The organism is Desulfobacteraceae bacterium, assembly GCA_022340425.1.
Classification (GTDB): Bacteria; Desulfobacterota; Desulfobacteria; order Desulfobacterales; family JAABRJ01; genus JAABRJ01.
Genome location: JAJDNY010000009.1, coordinates 1 through 15749 on the forward strand (window position 1 = coordinate 1; position 15749 = coordinate 15749).

The window sequence follows — 15749 nt, forward strand, 5'->3', positions numbered from 1 at the left end:
GGCCGCGCGCATCCGCCGGGCGGTGCGCGGCGACATGGGGGTGGCGCCGGTGTGGTCGGTGGCCCCCAGCAAGCTGGTGGCCAAGGTGGCCACCCGGGTGGTCAAGCCGGACGGCGACTGCATCGTGCGCGCCGGCGAGGAGGAGTCCTTTCTGGCGCCCCTGCCGCTGGGGCTGATCCCCGGCATCGCGGCCGAAGACGCGGCCCGCCTGCGGGAGTTCAACCTGACCCGCGCCGGCGAAGTGGCCCGCCTGTCCGGGGCCCAGCTGGCGATGGTCTTCGGCCGCCGCGGCGAAGGTCTGCGCGCGGCCGTGCGCGGGATCGACCCCTCACCGGTCCGCCCGCTGGGGCAGGCGCCGCCGGTGGTGGTGGAGGACCACGCTTTCGGCGACGACACCAACGCGGCCGCCGTGGTGGAGGGGGCCCTCTACCGGCTGGTGGAAAGGGCCGGGGCCGCCCTGCGCCGCCGGGGTCTGGCCGCCCGGCGGGTGGGCATCGTGCTCGACTACTGCGACGGGGTCCGGGTGGCCCGGCAGGCCGCCGCCCAGCCGGCCACGGCCAACGACTGCTTCCTGTTCGCGGCGGCCGCGGCGGCCCTGGGACGCGCCTGGACCCGGCGGCTGCGCATCCGCCACCTGCGGCTGGTCTGCGACCGGCTGGTCCCGCCCCCGGCGCAGCTGGAGCTGTTCGCCGCTGACCGCGAAACGCGCCGGCGCCGGCACGACCTGGTGGCGGCCATCGACGCCGTCCGGGGCCGCTTCGGCTTCGGCGCGATCCAGGTGGGGCGGACCCTTTCGCCGGTGCCGCCATGACCCCGCTGACCGTTCGTTCCCACTATTCCCTGATGTGGGGCACCCGCGCCCCGGCGGCCATCTGCACCGCCGCCCGGCAGCGGGGCTACAGCCGTTTGGCGCTCACGGACACCGACAACCTTTACGGCCTGTGGCCCTTTCTGGACGGCTGCGAGGCCGAGGGGCTGCAGCCGATCGTGGGCGCCGAGGTGACCGCCCCCAACGCCCCCCTGCGGGCGGTCTGCCTGGTGGAAAACCCGGTCGGCTACCGCAATCTCTGCGGGCTCATCACCCGCCGCCACTGCGACCCGGACTTCGACCTGGAAAGCGGCGTCACCCGCCATGCCGAGGGGCTCGTGGTGCTGACCCGCAGCCCGGAGCTGCTCGCCCGCTGGCATCATGCCGGGCTTGCGGTCTATGGCGCCCTGCCGCGCCGCCCCGACGGCGCGGCCCTGCGGCTGCGGCAGGCCGCCCGCCGCCTGGAGGTGCCCACGGTGGCCACCCCGGGCAGTTTCTTTCTGGATCCCGCCGAGTTTTCCCTGCACCGGGTCCTGCGGGCCATCGCGGGCAACACCACCCTTGACCGCCTGCCTGCCGGGGCGGCGGCTTCGGCCGACGCCTGGCTGGCCCCGGCCGAGGTCTATCGCCGGCGTTTTGCGCCCTGGCCCGACGCGCTGCGGGCCGGCGACGCCCTGGCCGAGCGGCTGACGTTCAGTGGCCCGCCGCGGCGCCTGCTGCTGCCCCCCTGGAACGGCGGCGGCGGGCGCCCGGCCGACGAGCGGCTGCGCGCGGCCGCGTATGCCGGCGCCCGCCGCCGCTACGGGGCGGATCTCTGCGAGAGCGTGGTGGAGCGGCTCGAGCACGAGCTGCGGATCATCGCCCGCATGGGGTTTTCCGCCTACTTCCTGGTGGTGCGCGACATCGTCGCCCGCAGCCCGCGGATCTGCGGCCGCGGCAGCGGCGCCGCCTCGCTGGTGGCCTACTGCCTGAGCATCACCAACGTCTGCCCGATCCGGCACAACCTCTACTTCGAGCGCTTCCTGAACCCCGGCCGTACGGACCCGCCGGATATCGACATCGATTTCGCCTGGGACGAGCGCGACGCCGTGCTGGCCGACGTGCTCGCCCGCCACGGTGCGCACGCCGCCATGGTCTGCAGCCACATCGGCTTTCAGCCGCGCATGGCGATCCGCGAGACTGCCCGGGTGTTCGGCCTGGCCGAGGGCGAGATCGGCCGGGTGTCCCGGCGGCTGCCGTGGTTCTGGCGGTCGGTGGGCGCCGGCGAGGACCTCCTGCAGCGCTTGAAGGGGCTGCCGGAGCTGGGCGGCATCGACTTTCCCCAGCCGTGGCCGCGGATTGTCGGCATCGCCCAGCGTCTGATCGGGGTTCCGCGCCACATCGCGGTGCATCCCGGCGGGGTGGTGATCACCCCCGAGCCGGTGGCGGCCTATGTGCCGGTGCAGCCGGCCGCCAAGGGGGTGCCGGTGATCCAGTGGGAGAAGGAGGGGGCCGAGGCGGGCGGGCTGGTCAAGATCGATTTGCTGGGCAACCGCAGTCTCGGCGTGATCCGCGACGCCCTGGCCAACCTGCGCCGCAACGGGATCGCCTTCGACGAGGCGCACTGGGACCCCGAAGAGGACCCGGCCACCCGCGCCAGGCTGGCGCGCGGCGAGACCATGGGCTGCTTCTACATCGAGAGCCCGGCTACCCGCCTGCTGCAGCAAAAGACCGGGGTCGGGGATTTTGAGCACCTCGTGATCCACAGCAGCATCATCCGGCCGGCGGCCAACGCGCTGATCCGCGAGTATGTCCGCCGCCTGCGGGGCGGCCCCTGGCAGCCGGCGCACCCCCTGCTGGCCGACGTGCTGGCCGAAACCTACGGCATCATGGTCTACCAGGAGGACGTTTCCCGCGCGGCGTTGGCCCTGGCGGGCTTCTCCGACGTCGACGCCGACGGCCTGCGCAAGGTCATGGCCAAAAAGGACCGGGCCCGCCGGCTGGAGGACTACCGGCAGCGGTTTGCCGCCGGCGCCCGCGCCCGCGGGCTCTCATCGGCGCAGATCGCGGCCGTCTGGAAGATGATGCTGAGCTTTGCCGGCTACTCCTTCTGCAAGCCCCACAGCGCCAGCTACGCCCGGGTGTCGTTTCAGGCGGCCTACCTCAAGACCCATTTCGCGGCCGAGTTCATGGCCGCCGTGATCAGCAACCAGGGCGGCTTCTACAGCACCTTCGCCTACGTCTCGGAGGCCCGGCGCATGGGCCTGACGGTGCGGCCGCCGGACGTCAACCGCAGCGCGGTCCGCTGGCAGGGGCGCGGGCGGGCCCTGCGGGTGGGGTGGCTGTCGCTGAAGGCCTTGGGTGTGCGGACCCGGGAGCGGATCGTGGCCGCGCGCCGGCAGCGGCCTTACAGCGACATCGGCGACTTTCTGGAGCGCGTGCGCCCCGACGACGAGGAGGCCCGGGCGCTGGTGCACGCCGGGGCCTTCGACGGCCTGCATCCCGGCGTCAGCCGGGCGGCCCTGTTGTGGGAGGTGGTGCGCTGGCAGGGCGGCCGGCAGCGTCGGTCCGCAGCCCCCGAGCTTTTCGGCCGGCGGCCGCGGCCCGAGCGGCCGGACCTGCCGCCGGAGACCGAGATCGACCGCCTGCGGCGGGCATTCGCGGTGCTGGGGTTTCTCTGCGACCGCCACCCCATGACGCTCTATGCCGGGGCGCCGGCGCTGCGGGGGGTGGTCAAGGCGGCCGCGCTGGCGCAGCACACGGGGCGGCAGGTGCGGGTGGCCGGGCTTTTGATCACCGCCAAAGTGGTGCATACGCGGCGCGGGGAGCCCATGGAGTTCGTCACCTTCGAGGATGAAACCGGGCTGGTGGAGGCGACCTTCTTTCCGGCGGCCTACCGGCGCTTCTGCACCCTGCTGGACCGCAGCCGGCCGCTTCTTCTGGAAGGCCGGGTGGAGGAAGATTTCGGGGCCCACACCCTGACGGTGGGCCAGGTGGCGCCACTGGCGGCCACCGCCGGGGCGTGAGGCCGCCGGCGCTGTCAGTCGGCGGTGGCGAAGTCGGCCACCCGGGTTTCGTGCCAGAACTCCCCGTCGCGGCGGAAGTGGATGAAGCCCACGTGGCCGCCGGCGGCCGGCATTTCAAGAAAGAGGCGGGGGTTGGCGCGGGCGGCCGCGACGGGGTAGCACTCCGGCGGCAGGAAGGGGTCGTCCAGGGCGCTCAGGACGAGAGTTGGGACCTGGACCTCCGGCAGCAGCGGGCCGGCGCTGCAGCGCGCCCAGTAGTCCTCGGCGTCCCGGAAACCGTGCAGCGGGGCGGTGTAGCGGTCGTCGAAATCCTTGAAGTTGCGGATGGTCTCAAAGCCCGCATCGCTGATCCGGTCGGGCATGAGGGCCATCTTGGCCCGGATCTTGGCGCGGAAAAGCAGCAGAAAGCGTTTCATGTAGACGGCGTTGGCCGGCTCGGCCAGCCGCCGGGAGCTGCTGGCCAGATCGCAGGGGACCGAAATCGCCGCCGCCCGGGAGATGAAAGGGGATATGCCGCGGCCCTTCTCGCCCAGGTAGCGCAGGGTCAGGTTGCCGCCCAGGCTGAAGCCCACCAGGGCGATCCGGCGGTAGCGGTTGCCGGCTAGCACGTGGCCCAGGACCGCGTCCAGGTCTTCGGTGGCGCCGCTGTGGTAGGAGCGCGGCAGGCGGTTGGGCTCGCCGCTGCAGCCGCGGAAGTTGAAGGCCACGGCGTCCCAGCGGCGGCGGTTGAAGGCCCTGACCATCCCCCGCATGTAGTGGCGGTGGGCGTCGCCTTCCAGCCCGTGGAGGACGATCGCCAGGCGGTCGGCCCCCGCGGCGGACCAGTCCAGGTCGATGAAGTCCCCGTCGGGGGTGAAAATCCGCTCGCGCCGGTAGCGGACGCCGGAGACCCGCCGGAAGAGGGTCGGGCAGATGGTCTGCAGGTGGGGGTTGCCCAGCAGGGCGGGCGGGCGGTAGGGGCTGGGGGTGATGATCGGCATAACGGGGCTCCCTTTTCAAGCGGTGCGGGCCTCGCCACGGGGTGGCGATCGCAACAGGGCATAACGCCTCGCGGCCTCGGCGTCAAGCCGGCAAGCGGGACCGGGCTGCCGGATTGGGGTTGAAAGGCCGGTCAAAAGACCCTATAGCTTCTGGTGCACCTTCCGCCGTTTCCCGCTGCCGATACGCTTCAGACAATTCTTGGGGAGGAATTAGGGCCCGCTTTTCCAGGCGATGCCCCCTGAATTAGGCGGTGGGCGGCGGGATCGCGGCGCTCGATGTGGACGCCGTGGGGCGCCTGAGCCGCAGCGAGAAGCCGGGTCCAACATGCCGGGGCAGGGGGCTGAAACAGGATGCCGCCGCATTCGCGGCGGCCCACAGGAGGGGTGAAGCATGTGTGACATCAACGTGTTCGTACGTCGCGACGGCCGGGAGCAGATGGTGATGGAAAACGTCGATGTGGTCGAGGACCGCGGCGGCCGTTTCCACCTGACCAACATTTTCGGCGAGGAAAAGGAGGTGGCCGGCAGGATGGTGGCCTTCAACAACAGCCAAAAGCGGATGGTCTTCGAAGCGCTTTAAGGCCGTGGCGCGGGCCCGTCAGGCGCCGCGCTGCTGGGCCTTTTCGATTTTGGCCCACGAATCCCGCAGCCCCACGGTGCGGTTGAAGACCAGCCGATCGGGGCTCCCCACTTGCGTGTCGCGGCAGAAATAGCCCTGGCGCTCGAACTGGAAGCAGACACCGGCCGCCGCCGTCGCCAGGCTCGGCTCCACCCGGCTGTCAGTCAAAACCTCCAGCGAGTCGGGGTTCAGGCAGGCTTCGAAATCCGCGCAGGCCTGGGGGTCCGGTTCGCTGAAAAGGTGGTCGTAGAGCCGGACCTCGGCCGGCAGGGCGTGGGCCGCCGAAACCCAGTGCAGCGTGCCCTTGACCTTGCGGCCGTCGGGCGAGTCGCCGCCGCGGGTGGCCGGATCGTAGGTGCAGTGCAGTGCGACCACCTCGCCGGCCGCATCCTTGACCACGTCCACACAGGTCACGTAGTAGGCATAGCGCAGGCGCACCTCCCGCCCCGGCGCCAGGCGGAACCATTTGCGCGGCGCCTCTTCCCGGAAGTCATCCCGCTCGATGTAAAGCACCTTGGAAAACGGCACCATTCGGCTGCCCCGCTCGGGGTACTCGGGGTGGTTCAGAAAGGCCATCTCCTCCACCTGCCCCTCGGGATAGTTGTCGATCACCACTTTCAGCGGCCGCAGCACGCCCATCACCCGCGGCGCGCTGGCATTGAGATGTTCCCGGATGCAATGCTCCAGCAGGGCGATGTCCACCGTGCTTTCGCGCTTGGCAACCCCGATGCGGTCGCAGAAGGTGCGGATCGCCTCGGGCGGATAGCCCCGCCGGCGCAGGCCCGAGATGGTCGGCATGCGGGGGTCGTCCCAGCCGGAAACCACCCCTTTTTCCACCAGTGCGATCAGTTTTCTTTTGCTGAGCACGGTGTGGGTGAGGTTCAGGCGGGCGAATTCGATCTGCTGGGGGTGGCAGGGGACCTCCAGGTTGTCCAGCACCCAGTCGTAGAGCGCGCGGTTGTTCTCGAACTCCATGGTGCACACCGAGTGGGTGATCCCTTCGATGGCGTCCGAAAGGCAGTGGGTGAAATCGTACATCGGGTAGATGCACCAGCGGTCGCCGGTGCGGTGATGATGCAGGCGGCGGATGCGAAAGAGCGTCGGGTCGCGCAGGATCAGGTTGGCCGCGGCCATGTCGATCTTGGCGCGCAGGACGTGGCTGCCGTCGGGGAACTCGCCGGCGCGCATGCGCCTGAAGAGGTCCAGGTTCTCTTCCACCAACCGATCGCGGTAGGGGCTGGGCCTGCCGGGCTCGGTCAGGGTGCCCCGGTATTCGCGGATCTCATCGGCGCTCAGGCTGCAGACGTAGGCCTTGCCGGTCCGGATGAGGGCGACGGCGTAGTCGTAGAGCGCCTCAAAATAGTCCGACGCGAAATGCAGCCGGTCTTCCCAGTCAAACCCCAGCCACCGGACGTCGGTCTGGATGGAGGCGACGTATTCGGCGCTTTCCTTGGCCGGGTTGGTGTCGTCGAAGCGCAGGTTGCAGGTGCCGTTGTAGTCCCGGGCCAGGCCGAAATTGAGGCAGATGGACTTGGCGTGGCCGATGTGCAGGTAGCCGTTGGGCTCGGGGGGGAAGCGGGTCGCCACGCGGCCATCGTTTTTACCGGCCCGGAGGTCCTCTTCGATAATGGTCCGGATGAAATTGGACGGGCCGCTGTCTGCCGCCGGTTCGGGGGCGGTCGGGGTGCCGGTGTTTTTCATGTGGGCTGGGCCTCTGATGATCGGTTGCGGAAAACGTCGAGGTGCTGGCGGCAATTACCCTAACTCTTTTAAGAATAGCCTTATAAATTACAGGAACCCGCGAAGGGGTGTCAACCTCGTTTTTTTCGGCAAACCGGGGTCGAGCCGGTTGGGTGTCTTGTCAAGCGGGGAATGCAAAGCGGCTGCCGGCCGCCCCGGCTGGAGCGGCCGGCAGTCGATGGGGGGAGTCCTACGGGGTGATTTTGAGCACCATCAGGCCCACGCCGGGTCGCATGACCAGGAACTGGACCGGTTCGGTGCTGCTTTTCTCCAGCATCCGCCCCAGGGCCTTGGCGTTCTCCACCGGGTTGCGGTTGACTTCCTTGATCAGGTCGCCCTGCCGCAGGCCGGCCTCCTCGGCCTTGCTTTCGGGGCTGACGCCGACGACCACCACCCCTTTTTCATCCGGGTCGAGTCCCAGCCGCTGGGCGGTTTCGCGGTCCAGGTCGCTCACCTGGAGGCCGAACTCGGCTTCATCCCGGGGGCTGTCGATGGTCGCCCTGGCGCTGGGGTCCTGATCACGTTTGGCGAGGGTCACCGTGACGGTCTTGGGCTTGCCGTCGCGCACGATCTCCACTTTCAGGCGGCTGCCCACCGGAGAATCGGCGACCATGGCGGAGAGTTCGCGGCTGCTGGTCACCTTCCGGCCGTCCAGGGCCACAATGATGTCCTGGGCTTTGATGCCGGCCTTGTCTGCCGGGTCGCCGGCATAGACCTCGGAGACCAGCACCCCCTCGCCGTCCTTGATGCGGTAGTAGTCGGCCAGGTCCGAGGAGAGATCCTGGATGGCCACACCCAGCCAGCCGCGGGTGACCTCCCCCTTGGACTGCAACTGGCTGATCACGTTCTGGGCCAGGTCCGAGGGGATGGCGAAGCCGATCCCCTGGCCGCGGGCCACGATCGCCGTGTTGATGCCCACGACCTCGCCCCGCAGGTTGAGCAGGGGGCCTCCGCTGTTGCCGGGGTTGATGGAGGCGTCGGTCTGGATAAAGTCGTCATAGGGCCCCGAGCCGATGATCCGGCCCTTGGCGCTGACGATCCCCACGGTGACGGTCTGCTCGAGACCGAAGGGGCTCCCGATGGCCATCACCCAGGTGCCCACCGTAAGCTCTTCGGATTTCCCCATCTGCAGGGGTTTGAGGTCCTTGGAGGGCGCAATTTTGATCAGCGCCAGATCGGTGTTGGGGTCGCGGCCCACCAGCTCCGCGGTAAACTCCTTGCCATTGGCCAGTTTGACGGTGATCTCGTCGGCTCCCTCGATGACGTGGTTGTTGGTGACGATGTGCCCCTCACGGTCGATGATGAAGCCCGATCCCAGGCTGCGCTGCTTGAAGTCCTGGGAAGGGTTGCGGCGCATGCGCGGCCCAAAGAATTCCTCAAACGGGTTGCCGCGCTCAAAGGGGTTGCCAAAGAAGTGGCGGAAGACCGGGCCGCCGCCTTTCATGGTCTTGACGGTGCGGATATTGACGACCCCGTCGCGGGCCTCTTTGGCGAGGGTGCTTAAGTTGTTGGGCAGCATCGCCGCGGCGTCGTCCTTGACGGCCGCCGCAGCGCCGCCGGCGGCGATGGTCAGCGCCAGCAGGGTGACCGGCAGCAGCCGGCTGAGGCGGGGATGGTTTTTCTGCAACGCTTTCATGGGGTGACCTCCTTGGCAGTCAAAAGGGTTGTGTTTGCGCCGACCGCTGGTCGGCCGCTGTCCTTGCTTTGACCGCGAAGATATACCGCCAAGCTTACGGGAAGATGACGGCAAAATTACCAATTGGTCATGTTCGGGTTCGGCGGGCCCCTTCGGGGGCCGGCTGGGTTGCGATTGGTGCTGCGGGCCGAATCCAGGCGTACCCCGGCTCCGGGGCCTCAGCGCACCCCGTGCCGACGGGAGATTTTTTCGAACATGATCACCAGGCCGGCCACCAGCCGGTAGATGAACTCAACCCCCATGTTCTTGTCCGCCGTCGAATCGAAGAAGATGTTGAGCGAGGACGCCATCCCCTCTTCGGGTTTCCAGTAGCAGATCAGCACCGGCACCAGCGGCAGGGGGTGGAGCAGGATCGCGGTGTCGGCATCGAAGCGGCTTTCGGCTTTTTTCCCGTTGAAGATGTCCAGCAGGTCCCGGAAAAGCTCGGGGTAGGTGTCGGCGACCTTCTTGAGGGGATTGACGCAGCGGTGCGCAAAAAAATTTTGCCAGGCCGCCCCGCCCTCCAGCTCCCGCAGGGTGACCCACTCGCCGGTGAGGGGGATGCCCTGGCTGTAAAGGATATAGGAGAGGATGGGGATTGAGATCCACGGGTGCAGGTGGATGTCCGAATGCAGGTTGCCGTCATGGTCCACGGCGACGTCTTTTCCCATCACTTTGATGGCCAGCCGGCCGTTGACCAGCCGACCGTCCAGACGCTGGGCGGTTTTTTCGAAATCCAGCCCGGCGACCGCGCTTTTCAGCGATGCCAGCATGGCCATCATTTCGTCTTCAGCGGCCGCGTTGCGTTCAGGGGCGGCCTGGCCGTGCTGCGCCAGCAGATCGGGGTCGATCCGGGGGCAGTCGCTCAGGTTGGCGCGGCCCTGCAGCACCGCCGCGGCGAAGGCCATGCAGGTCTTGTAGCCGCACTGCTGGCAATTGGACTTGTCTACCAGTTTGAGCACATCGGTGACGCTTTTGAATTCCGCCATGGTCTTTTTTTCCCGGTAAATCGCAACAGAACCGTGTCCTGCGGGTTGGGTCCGCTGCCATCCGGCCCTGCCGGCGCATCGGCCTTGGGCCGCTTGACAGGCTGCAGCCTGAATTTTTGGAAGTGAATATAAGGGCTTGTGCTCTGGGTTGCAACCCCTCCGGGTCACGGCCGCCTCAGCGCTGCCGGGGCACCTTCCGGTTTCGGCTAGCGGGCCAGCGCCAGCCAGCCGGCGAGGGTGCCGATGGACAACAGGGTGCTCACCGATATGGTGGTCACGGCAAAGTGCGGCGCGCCCCCCATCTCGCGGGCCATCACATAGGTCACGGTGGCCGTCGGGCAGGCCAACAGGATCAGCCCCGGCAGGTATTCCACCGGTGCAAGGCCCACTAGCTGGTAGAACCCGAAGGCGATCGCAGGCGTGATCAGCAGCTTGATCGCGGCGGAACCGATGGCCAGCGCCAGCCCGGAGCGGATCGCCTGGAAGTTTAGCGAACCGCCGATGATCAGAAGCGCCAGGGGCAGGGCCATGCCGGCCAGGATTTTGAGGCTGCGCTCTGCGACCACCGGCATCGGCAAACCGGAAAGGGAGTAGGCCATGCCGGCGAGCGCCGAGCAGATGACGGGGTTGCCGGCGATTTTCAACAGCGTCCGCCCCAGCTTGCGATCGCCTCCCACCGTCGGGGCATGGAGCTGAAGTATCAGCACCGCCAGGGTGTTTTGCAGGATCATCAGGAAGCCGGCCAGAAAACTGGCCCGGACCAGCCCCGCCTCACCCAGGTAGTAGAAAACCACCGCAAAGCCGATGTAGCCAAAATTGCCATGAAAGGCGCTTTGGACGAAGGAGCCCGCCATGGCGCCATTGATTTGCATCCGACGGGCCGCCAACCAGGCGATGAGGCCCCCGAGCACCAGGGCGGCCATGGTGAAGAGCACCATCCGGGCCTGAATCGAGTCCTGAAGGTTGGCTTGGGCCAGGGAAACGAACAGCATCGCCGGGATGCCGATGTAGAAAACGAGCCGGTTGGCGGGCGCCAAGAAATCCGAGGTCAGCAGCCCCACCCGCCGGGCGAACCAGCCGAGCGCCACCAGCAAAAAGATCGGAACGATGGTCAGGTAGATTTGCATGCCTTGCCGGCTTACTCCGGGCTGGTGGCGGCTGTCATGTGCCGGTCGCTGAAATCATGAACGATCTTTTCAAACGGTCCCTATTTTATTTGAATGAATTTCAACGCCACCCCGATCAGCGCCGCCTGCTCTTTGCTCATCTCGCCCAGACTGTCCCGCCGCTCGGCCATGCGCCGGAAGCGCGTGAAGTCTGTGGGCAACGCTTCGGTATCCACCAGGTAGGCGATTTTCTGGATGATCACCCGGATGTCTTCGGGATATTTGATTCGGCCTCTGATCTTGGCAAAATATTCCACCTTCATCCGGCCCCTGAGCCTGTCGAATTCCAGGTCTTTCACCCGGTGCACGGCGAGAATTACATAATCCCCCAGGGACTGCCAGAAAATCTCGTCGTGATTCTTCCAAAGCGGCAGATAGAAGCGCAGCAGGGCCGGCTGTTTCTTTCCGCTTTGGGAAATATGTCGGTAGAGTTCGACCGGAAAAAATTCCACCTCCTTGTCGTCGACCTTGTCGAGCATTTCAAACAGCGTCAGCCGTTGCTGCTTGCGGTAGCGTTTGTCGATCTGCTCCAAAACGCTGCCCTGGCCGATACCGGCGTGAACTTTTTCTAGCGCCATGGAAAATGAGTTGGCCATTATCTGCTCCTTGATGCGCGGCATGTCGCAAAGCGCCTGCTTTGACCGGCCCCCGCGGGGTGAGCCTTCCCGCGGTTGGTCGGGAGGGGTCCGGCGATTCGGGTGGCCGTGGGTCACGCTTCAAAAGGTCAATCCGCGGGTCGATTTCCGCGTTGCGAATCGGTTGCCGGCCCGAGGGCCTCTGGCGCCTCGACGCGACTGGATTCATGCATGGCGCGCAGCGCTTCCGAAGCCAAAATCCGCATTTTTGTGCGCGGCGGGTAGATTCTGCCGATGCGACCGGAAACGGGATCGAAGCGGTTGATGTAGGTCCGCCGTATGGGATTGCCGTAAAGCTGGACCGTGGCACTGGTCATATTGCCCGGGTTGCCGGTTTTGTGGATCCCGTTGTTCAACGGCAAAACCACTTCCGTCTGCCCTGCCGTCAGGACCCGATTTTCGGCTTCTTTCAGGCGCGCGAAGTTTTCGTCCGATCCGGCATCCTCCCGGACGTATTTGGTCACCTGGAGTTTGCCCGCGACCGGGCCGATCACCCCCCAGGCGTTGTGATCGTGGATGGGGGTATACTCCCCGGGCGCCCAAAGGTAAAGCCGGATCGAAAAGATCCGCTTGGGGTCGATGTACAGCAGTAGCTCGTTGTCAAACATTCCGGACCGGCGGGTATCCGGGTATTCCGAGCCGTCGGTGGCATTTCGCAGGATCTCCGTGAAGATGGGCGCATCCAAAAGCAAATCCGGCATCATCCTGCGAACATATGCCAGGCGCTCCTCGTAGCCCGAAATCTTTTCCAACTCATCCGACCAGCTTTCACAGATTTTGCGAAGCGCCGGCGGCATCTTACTCCATGCGGTCATGTTGGGTGTTCCCTGGTGTGGGGGCTTCGAATCTCGATCTGACGGCCCGGCCGGAAATTCAATCCCAGTGGACCGGCTGACTCGCCTGTTTTTTAACAGCACGGGCGCCATTTTCAAGTCGGACATACTGGGCATAAAAAGGGGCGCCGTTGCCGATGTCGGTCAATTGCGCCGCGATGAGCCGGTTCAGGCCACCGCCCAACTTCATCCAGGTTCCCCTGCGGGCGAGCACCGTCTCGGGATGCAGATCCGCCAGGGTTTTCAATCTGACCCGCAACCGGCCGACGGAAGAAACCAACCAGAGATCCTTGTCCAAGTCCAGCTCCTTCAGGGATGGGCAGCGGGGTGAAACCCAGACATCCAGCGGAATCTGCTGGTCTTCGGCCGCCAGCTGGGAGTGGATCGCATCCTTTCGGATCAGGCTGAGCAGGCGCAGGGGGTAATCCGGCGGGGGCGGCGGCTCGTCGTGAAGCTCCGGCGGCAGCCAGTATTTCTGGTCGGGGTGGTCGAAGATCAGGTCCAGGTAGGGGACCGCGGGGCGCCTGGCCTTGGCGAATTTCCGCCTCCGCAACTCCGCCAGGGTGACGTTCAGCGCGGGGTGCCGCAGGGCTGCCTGAAAGCAGGAATCCATATCGGGCAGACGGATCGGCGGGGTCAGCCGCTTGCCCAGTTCGGTAAGAATCCAAAAATCGCTCCGGGCCTCCCCCGGTGGTTCCAGCACCGGGGTGACGTAGTGGATGTATTCCGTCAGATAGGAGCCGATGATGTCCTCCTGCTCCAGCATCAGCGCGCTGGGCAGGAAAAGATCGGCCTGCTGGGCGGTATCGGTCATGAAGGCGTCCACGACGACTTTGAACTCGATCCGGTCGAAGGCCGCGACCAGACCGGTTGAATCCGGGGCCTGGTTGACGACGTTGGAACCGTTGATCCAGATCATCCTCAGCGGCGGGTCCTTGGCCTCCAAGATGCTGCGCCCGATCGTGGGCATGGGCAAGGCCCGTCTGGCCTTTTGATCCGTCACCCGCGACCAGTCGTAATTCAAATTGGCCAGCGAATGGTGATGGAAATAGACCCCGCCCCCGGCGCGGCCGATGTTGCCCGACAACAGGGCCAGGGCGTTGATGAAGCGCACGTTCTCGCCGCCGTAGCGATAGCGTTGCAGCCCGCCGCCGACGATGGTGGCCGCAGGCCCGTCCAGGTAAGCCTCGCCCAGGCGGCGGATGTCCGCCGGCGGGACGTCGCAGCGGGCCGCCAGCTCCTCCGGCGGGTATTTGAAAATCGCATTCCGGAAGCTCGGCCAGCGCCGGGTGTGGTCGAGGATATGCCCGCTCAACTGGTTTTCTGCCACCAACAGGCGCAGGACCGCGGCCGCCAGGAAGCGATCCGTTCCGGGGCGGATCCGGATGTGGTGGTCTGCTGGGTAGCGGCTTTCATCGCCGCCGGGGGATATGGTCAGCGTGCGGGCACCGGCCGCCGCCGCTTTTCGCACTATGGCCGCCATGTGCACCGAACTGCCGGCCAGATCCTTGCCCCAATTGATGATGCGGCGGGCGTTGATCAGATCCGCGATCCCGTGATTGCAGCGGGAGCCGAAATCGTGGAGGAATGCGACAAATCCGGCCGCATCACACAGCGAGCCTCGGGTGCGGCTGGCGCCGAGAAGCGCAAAAAAAAGTTTGTTTGCCTGTTTGAGCACGCCCTTGGCGCCCTCGCCGTGAAAATGGAGAATGGCGGCCGGCTCGGCTCTCAAGCGGTCGATCTTTTCGGCGCAAAGATCCAGCGCCTCATCCCACGCAATGGTTTGCCAGCGGTTTGCGGATCGGATCATGGGCTGAACGATCCGCTGGGGGTGCCGCAACCGCCTGGGCAGACGTTTGATTTTGGCGCAGGTAAAACCGGCGGTGACCGGATGATCGGGGTTGCCGCTTATTTTTATCTCCCCGGCGGCGTCCCGCCAGACCACCAGGGAACACGCATCGGGGCAATCCATGGTGCAGGCGGTAACCGTTTTCATGACCTCTCCGGGATGGGATGCAGCCCAATCCGAGGCGAAAAAGATGATCCCAGGCGACCCGCCGCCGGTGGCGGGAAAAATCCATCCAAGTTCAATTGCCGGGGCGCCTGCTGCCGAACCTTTTCAAAGCCCTGATCATCCGCTCCGAAACGGTAAGCAGGCGATCGACAAATTCAACGTCGGTGGGAACACCGTCTACAGCGATGTGACAGATCCCTTCCTGGATCCGGAGGTCAGCGCCTTTGGGTAATTCCAGAATCGCCTGGAGCAACAGGGGTTCGCTGACTATTTTGGCGGTCTGACCGACCGTCGAAGCGGAAATGTGAAACCGGTTGTTAAAGGCTTCCTGATAGAGCTTGAAAGCACGGGCATCGCCGGGAAGGATTTTGGGTAGCGCTTTCCGGAGGTAGGTTGTTTTCTCCTGGATTCTAAACTCACCCCCGAGATAGGACTGAAGGCCAAACTCCACGCAGGTCATCATGCCTGAATCGTGGGAAGAAAGGGATTTGGCCATCGGGGTCAAGCGTATTGTCGTATCCCCCGCGGGCACCACCAACTGCGGAAGCCCAAGAGCAGACTGCTGGATCACCCTGCCATTGTGCGCGTCTGCCGCACGCTCCAGTATGGGAAGCATTCGGTCCACGTCGTAGGAATGCAGCCACTTGGCCAAGGCCAAGCCTCCGAAGATGAACATCGCGATTAGGATAAAACTGCCCATATTTCTGCGACCTCCAGTGTGCGCGTTTCCTCTACGCCGATGTTATGCCATTCTATTCATAATGGGTCCACATCCGAAGGACTTTCACAACATTGGCGTCGTCTATAACTTGATATACCAGTCGATGTTGGATATTGGTTCGACGTGAATAGGCACCCGTTAAATCGCCGAGCAGCTTTTCAAATGGCAGAGGAGTCTGGTATGGGTTTTCTCGCAGGATATCGATAAGTATCTCGGCTTTTTGGCGCAAATTTGCAGAGGAAAATTTTTTAGCGTCCTTTCGAGCCTGTTTCGTAAAAACGACTCGCCACATTACCAGTCGATGTCCTCAGTGCACTCCTCAATCGGGGTCGCCAACCCTTCCCGTATTGATTCGCGCATTCCAGGGATATTCAGGAGGTAGAGCGTTTCCTGGATGGATCGCCAGTCGTCCTCGGAAATAAGGACTGCACTCCCACGCTTTCCGGTGATGACAATCGGTTCATGCGACGAGGCCGCCTCGTCGATAAGACGGTAAAGCTTCGATCTTGCTTCGGTTGCCGTAAAAGTGGGCATAATATACCTCGGTCCTTGATTTTTCAAAAC

The 15749-nt window shown here is 65.4% G+C and carries 14 protein-coding genes; 3 read left to right on the forward strand and 11 right to left on the reverse strand.

The genetic code is table 11. From position 1 onward, the window contains the following. Together LJE63_00795 and dnaE are read left to right on the forward strand one after the other, a co-directional pair. The coding region (locus LJE63_00795; protein ID MCG6905130.1) for a hypothetical protein at nucleotides 1–811 on the forward strand (811 nt) is incomplete at its 5' end. After that, nucleotides 808–3813, forward strand: coding sequence for a DNA polymerase III subunit alpha (gene dnaE, locus LJE63_00800; protein ID MCG6905131.1), 3006 nt, complete (start codon nucleotides 808–810; stop codon nucleotides 3811–3813). The genes LJE63_00795 and dnaE, both read left to right, overlap by 4 nt. Nucleotides 3814–3827: 14 nt before the next feature. On the opposite strand, the gene LJE63_00805 is transcribed toward dnaE, so the two are convergent. Further along, the gene (locus LJE63_00805) at nucleotides 3828–4793 is read right to left on the reverse strand and encodes an alpha/beta fold hydrolase (GenBank protein MCG6905132.1); all 966 of its coding nucleotides are present in this window, start codon (nucleotides 4791–4793) and stop codon (nucleotides 3828–3830) included. A gap of 391 nt (nucleotides 4794–5184) precedes the next feature. Here LJE63_00805 and LJE63_00810 point away from each other — a divergent pair, with 391 nt between their 5' ends. Next, on the forward strand, nucleotides 5185–5373 hold the full coding sequence (locus LJE63_00810) for a CooT family nickel-binding protein (protein ID MCG6905133.1): 189 nt from the start codon (nucleotides 5185–5187) through the stop codon (nucleotides 5371–5373). A gap of 18 nt (nucleotides 5374–5391) precedes the next feature. Here LJE63_00810 and LJE63_00815 read toward each other — a convergent pair whose 3' ends face one another. The 10 genes from LJE63_00815 to LJE63_00860 all read right to left on the reverse strand — a co-directional run. Then, the gene (locus LJE63_00815) at nucleotides 5392–7113 is read right to left on the reverse strand and encodes a glutamine--tRNA ligase/YqeY domain fusion protein (protein ID MCG6905134.1); all 1722 of its coding nucleotides are present in this window, start codon (nucleotides 7111–7113) and stop codon (nucleotides 5392–5394) included. Nucleotides 7114–7342: 229 nt separating this feature from the next. Next, complete coding sequence (locus tag LJE63_00820) at nucleotides 7343–8788, reverse strand: DegQ family serine endoprotease (GenBank protein ID MCG6905135.1); 1446 nt, start codon at nucleotides 8786–8788, stop codon at nucleotides 7343–7345. A gap of 218 nt (nucleotides 8789–9006) precedes the next feature. Beyond that, the gene (locus LJE63_00825; GenBank protein ID MCG6905136.1) at nucleotides 9007–9816 is read right to left on the reverse strand and encodes a DUF3786 domain-containing protein; all 810 of its coding nucleotides are present in this window, start codon (nucleotides 9814–9816) and stop codon (nucleotides 9007–9009) included. Nucleotides 9817–10022: 206 nt separating this feature from the next. Then, a complete protein-coding gene (locus LJE63_00830; GenBank protein ID MCG6905137.1) occupies nucleotides 10023–10943 on the reverse strand; it encodes an AEC family transporter in 921 nt (306 codons plus the stop codon). An 80-nt stretch (nucleotides 10944–11023) separates the two neighbouring features. Then, nucleotides 11024–11578, reverse strand: coding sequence for a hypothetical protein (locus tag LJE63_00835; protein ID MCG6905138.1), 555 nt, complete (start codon nucleotides 11576–11578; stop codon nucleotides 11024–11026). Nucleotides 11579–11706: 128 nt separating this feature from the next. After that, on the reverse strand, nucleotides 11707–12432 hold the full coding sequence (locus LJE63_00840; protein ID MCG6905139.1) for a cysteine dioxygenase family protein: 726 nt from the start codon (nucleotides 12430–12432) through the stop codon (nucleotides 11707–11709). A gap of 58 nt (nucleotides 12433–12490) precedes the next feature. Continuing rightward, the gene (locus tag LJE63_00845) at nucleotides 12491–14446 is read right to left on the reverse strand and encodes a molybdopterin-dependent oxidoreductase (GenBank protein ID MCG6905140.1); all 1956 of its coding nucleotides are present in this window, start codon (nucleotides 14444–14446) and stop codon (nucleotides 12491–12493) included. Nucleotides 14447–14537: 91 nt separating this feature from the next. Further along, nucleotides 14538–15164 (reverse strand): hypothetical protein, encoded by a 627-nt coding sequence (locus LJE63_00850; protein ID MCG6905141.1) that lies wholly within the window; start codon nucleotides 15162–15164, stop codon nucleotides 14538–14540. Between the two features lie 52 nt (nucleotides 15165–15216). Beyond that, complete coding sequence (locus tag LJE63_00855) at nucleotides 15217–15477, reverse strand: Txe/YoeB family addiction module toxin (GenBank protein ID MCG6905142.1); 261 nt, start codon at nucleotides 15475–15477, stop codon at nucleotides 15217–15219. Then, nucleotides 15477–15749, reverse strand: a 273-nt coding sequence (locus LJE63_00860) for a type II toxin-antitoxin system Phd/YefM family antitoxin (protein ID MCG6905143.1), incomplete at its 5' end; no start/stop codon positions are given. The genes LJE63_00855 and LJE63_00860, both read right to left, overlap by 1 nt.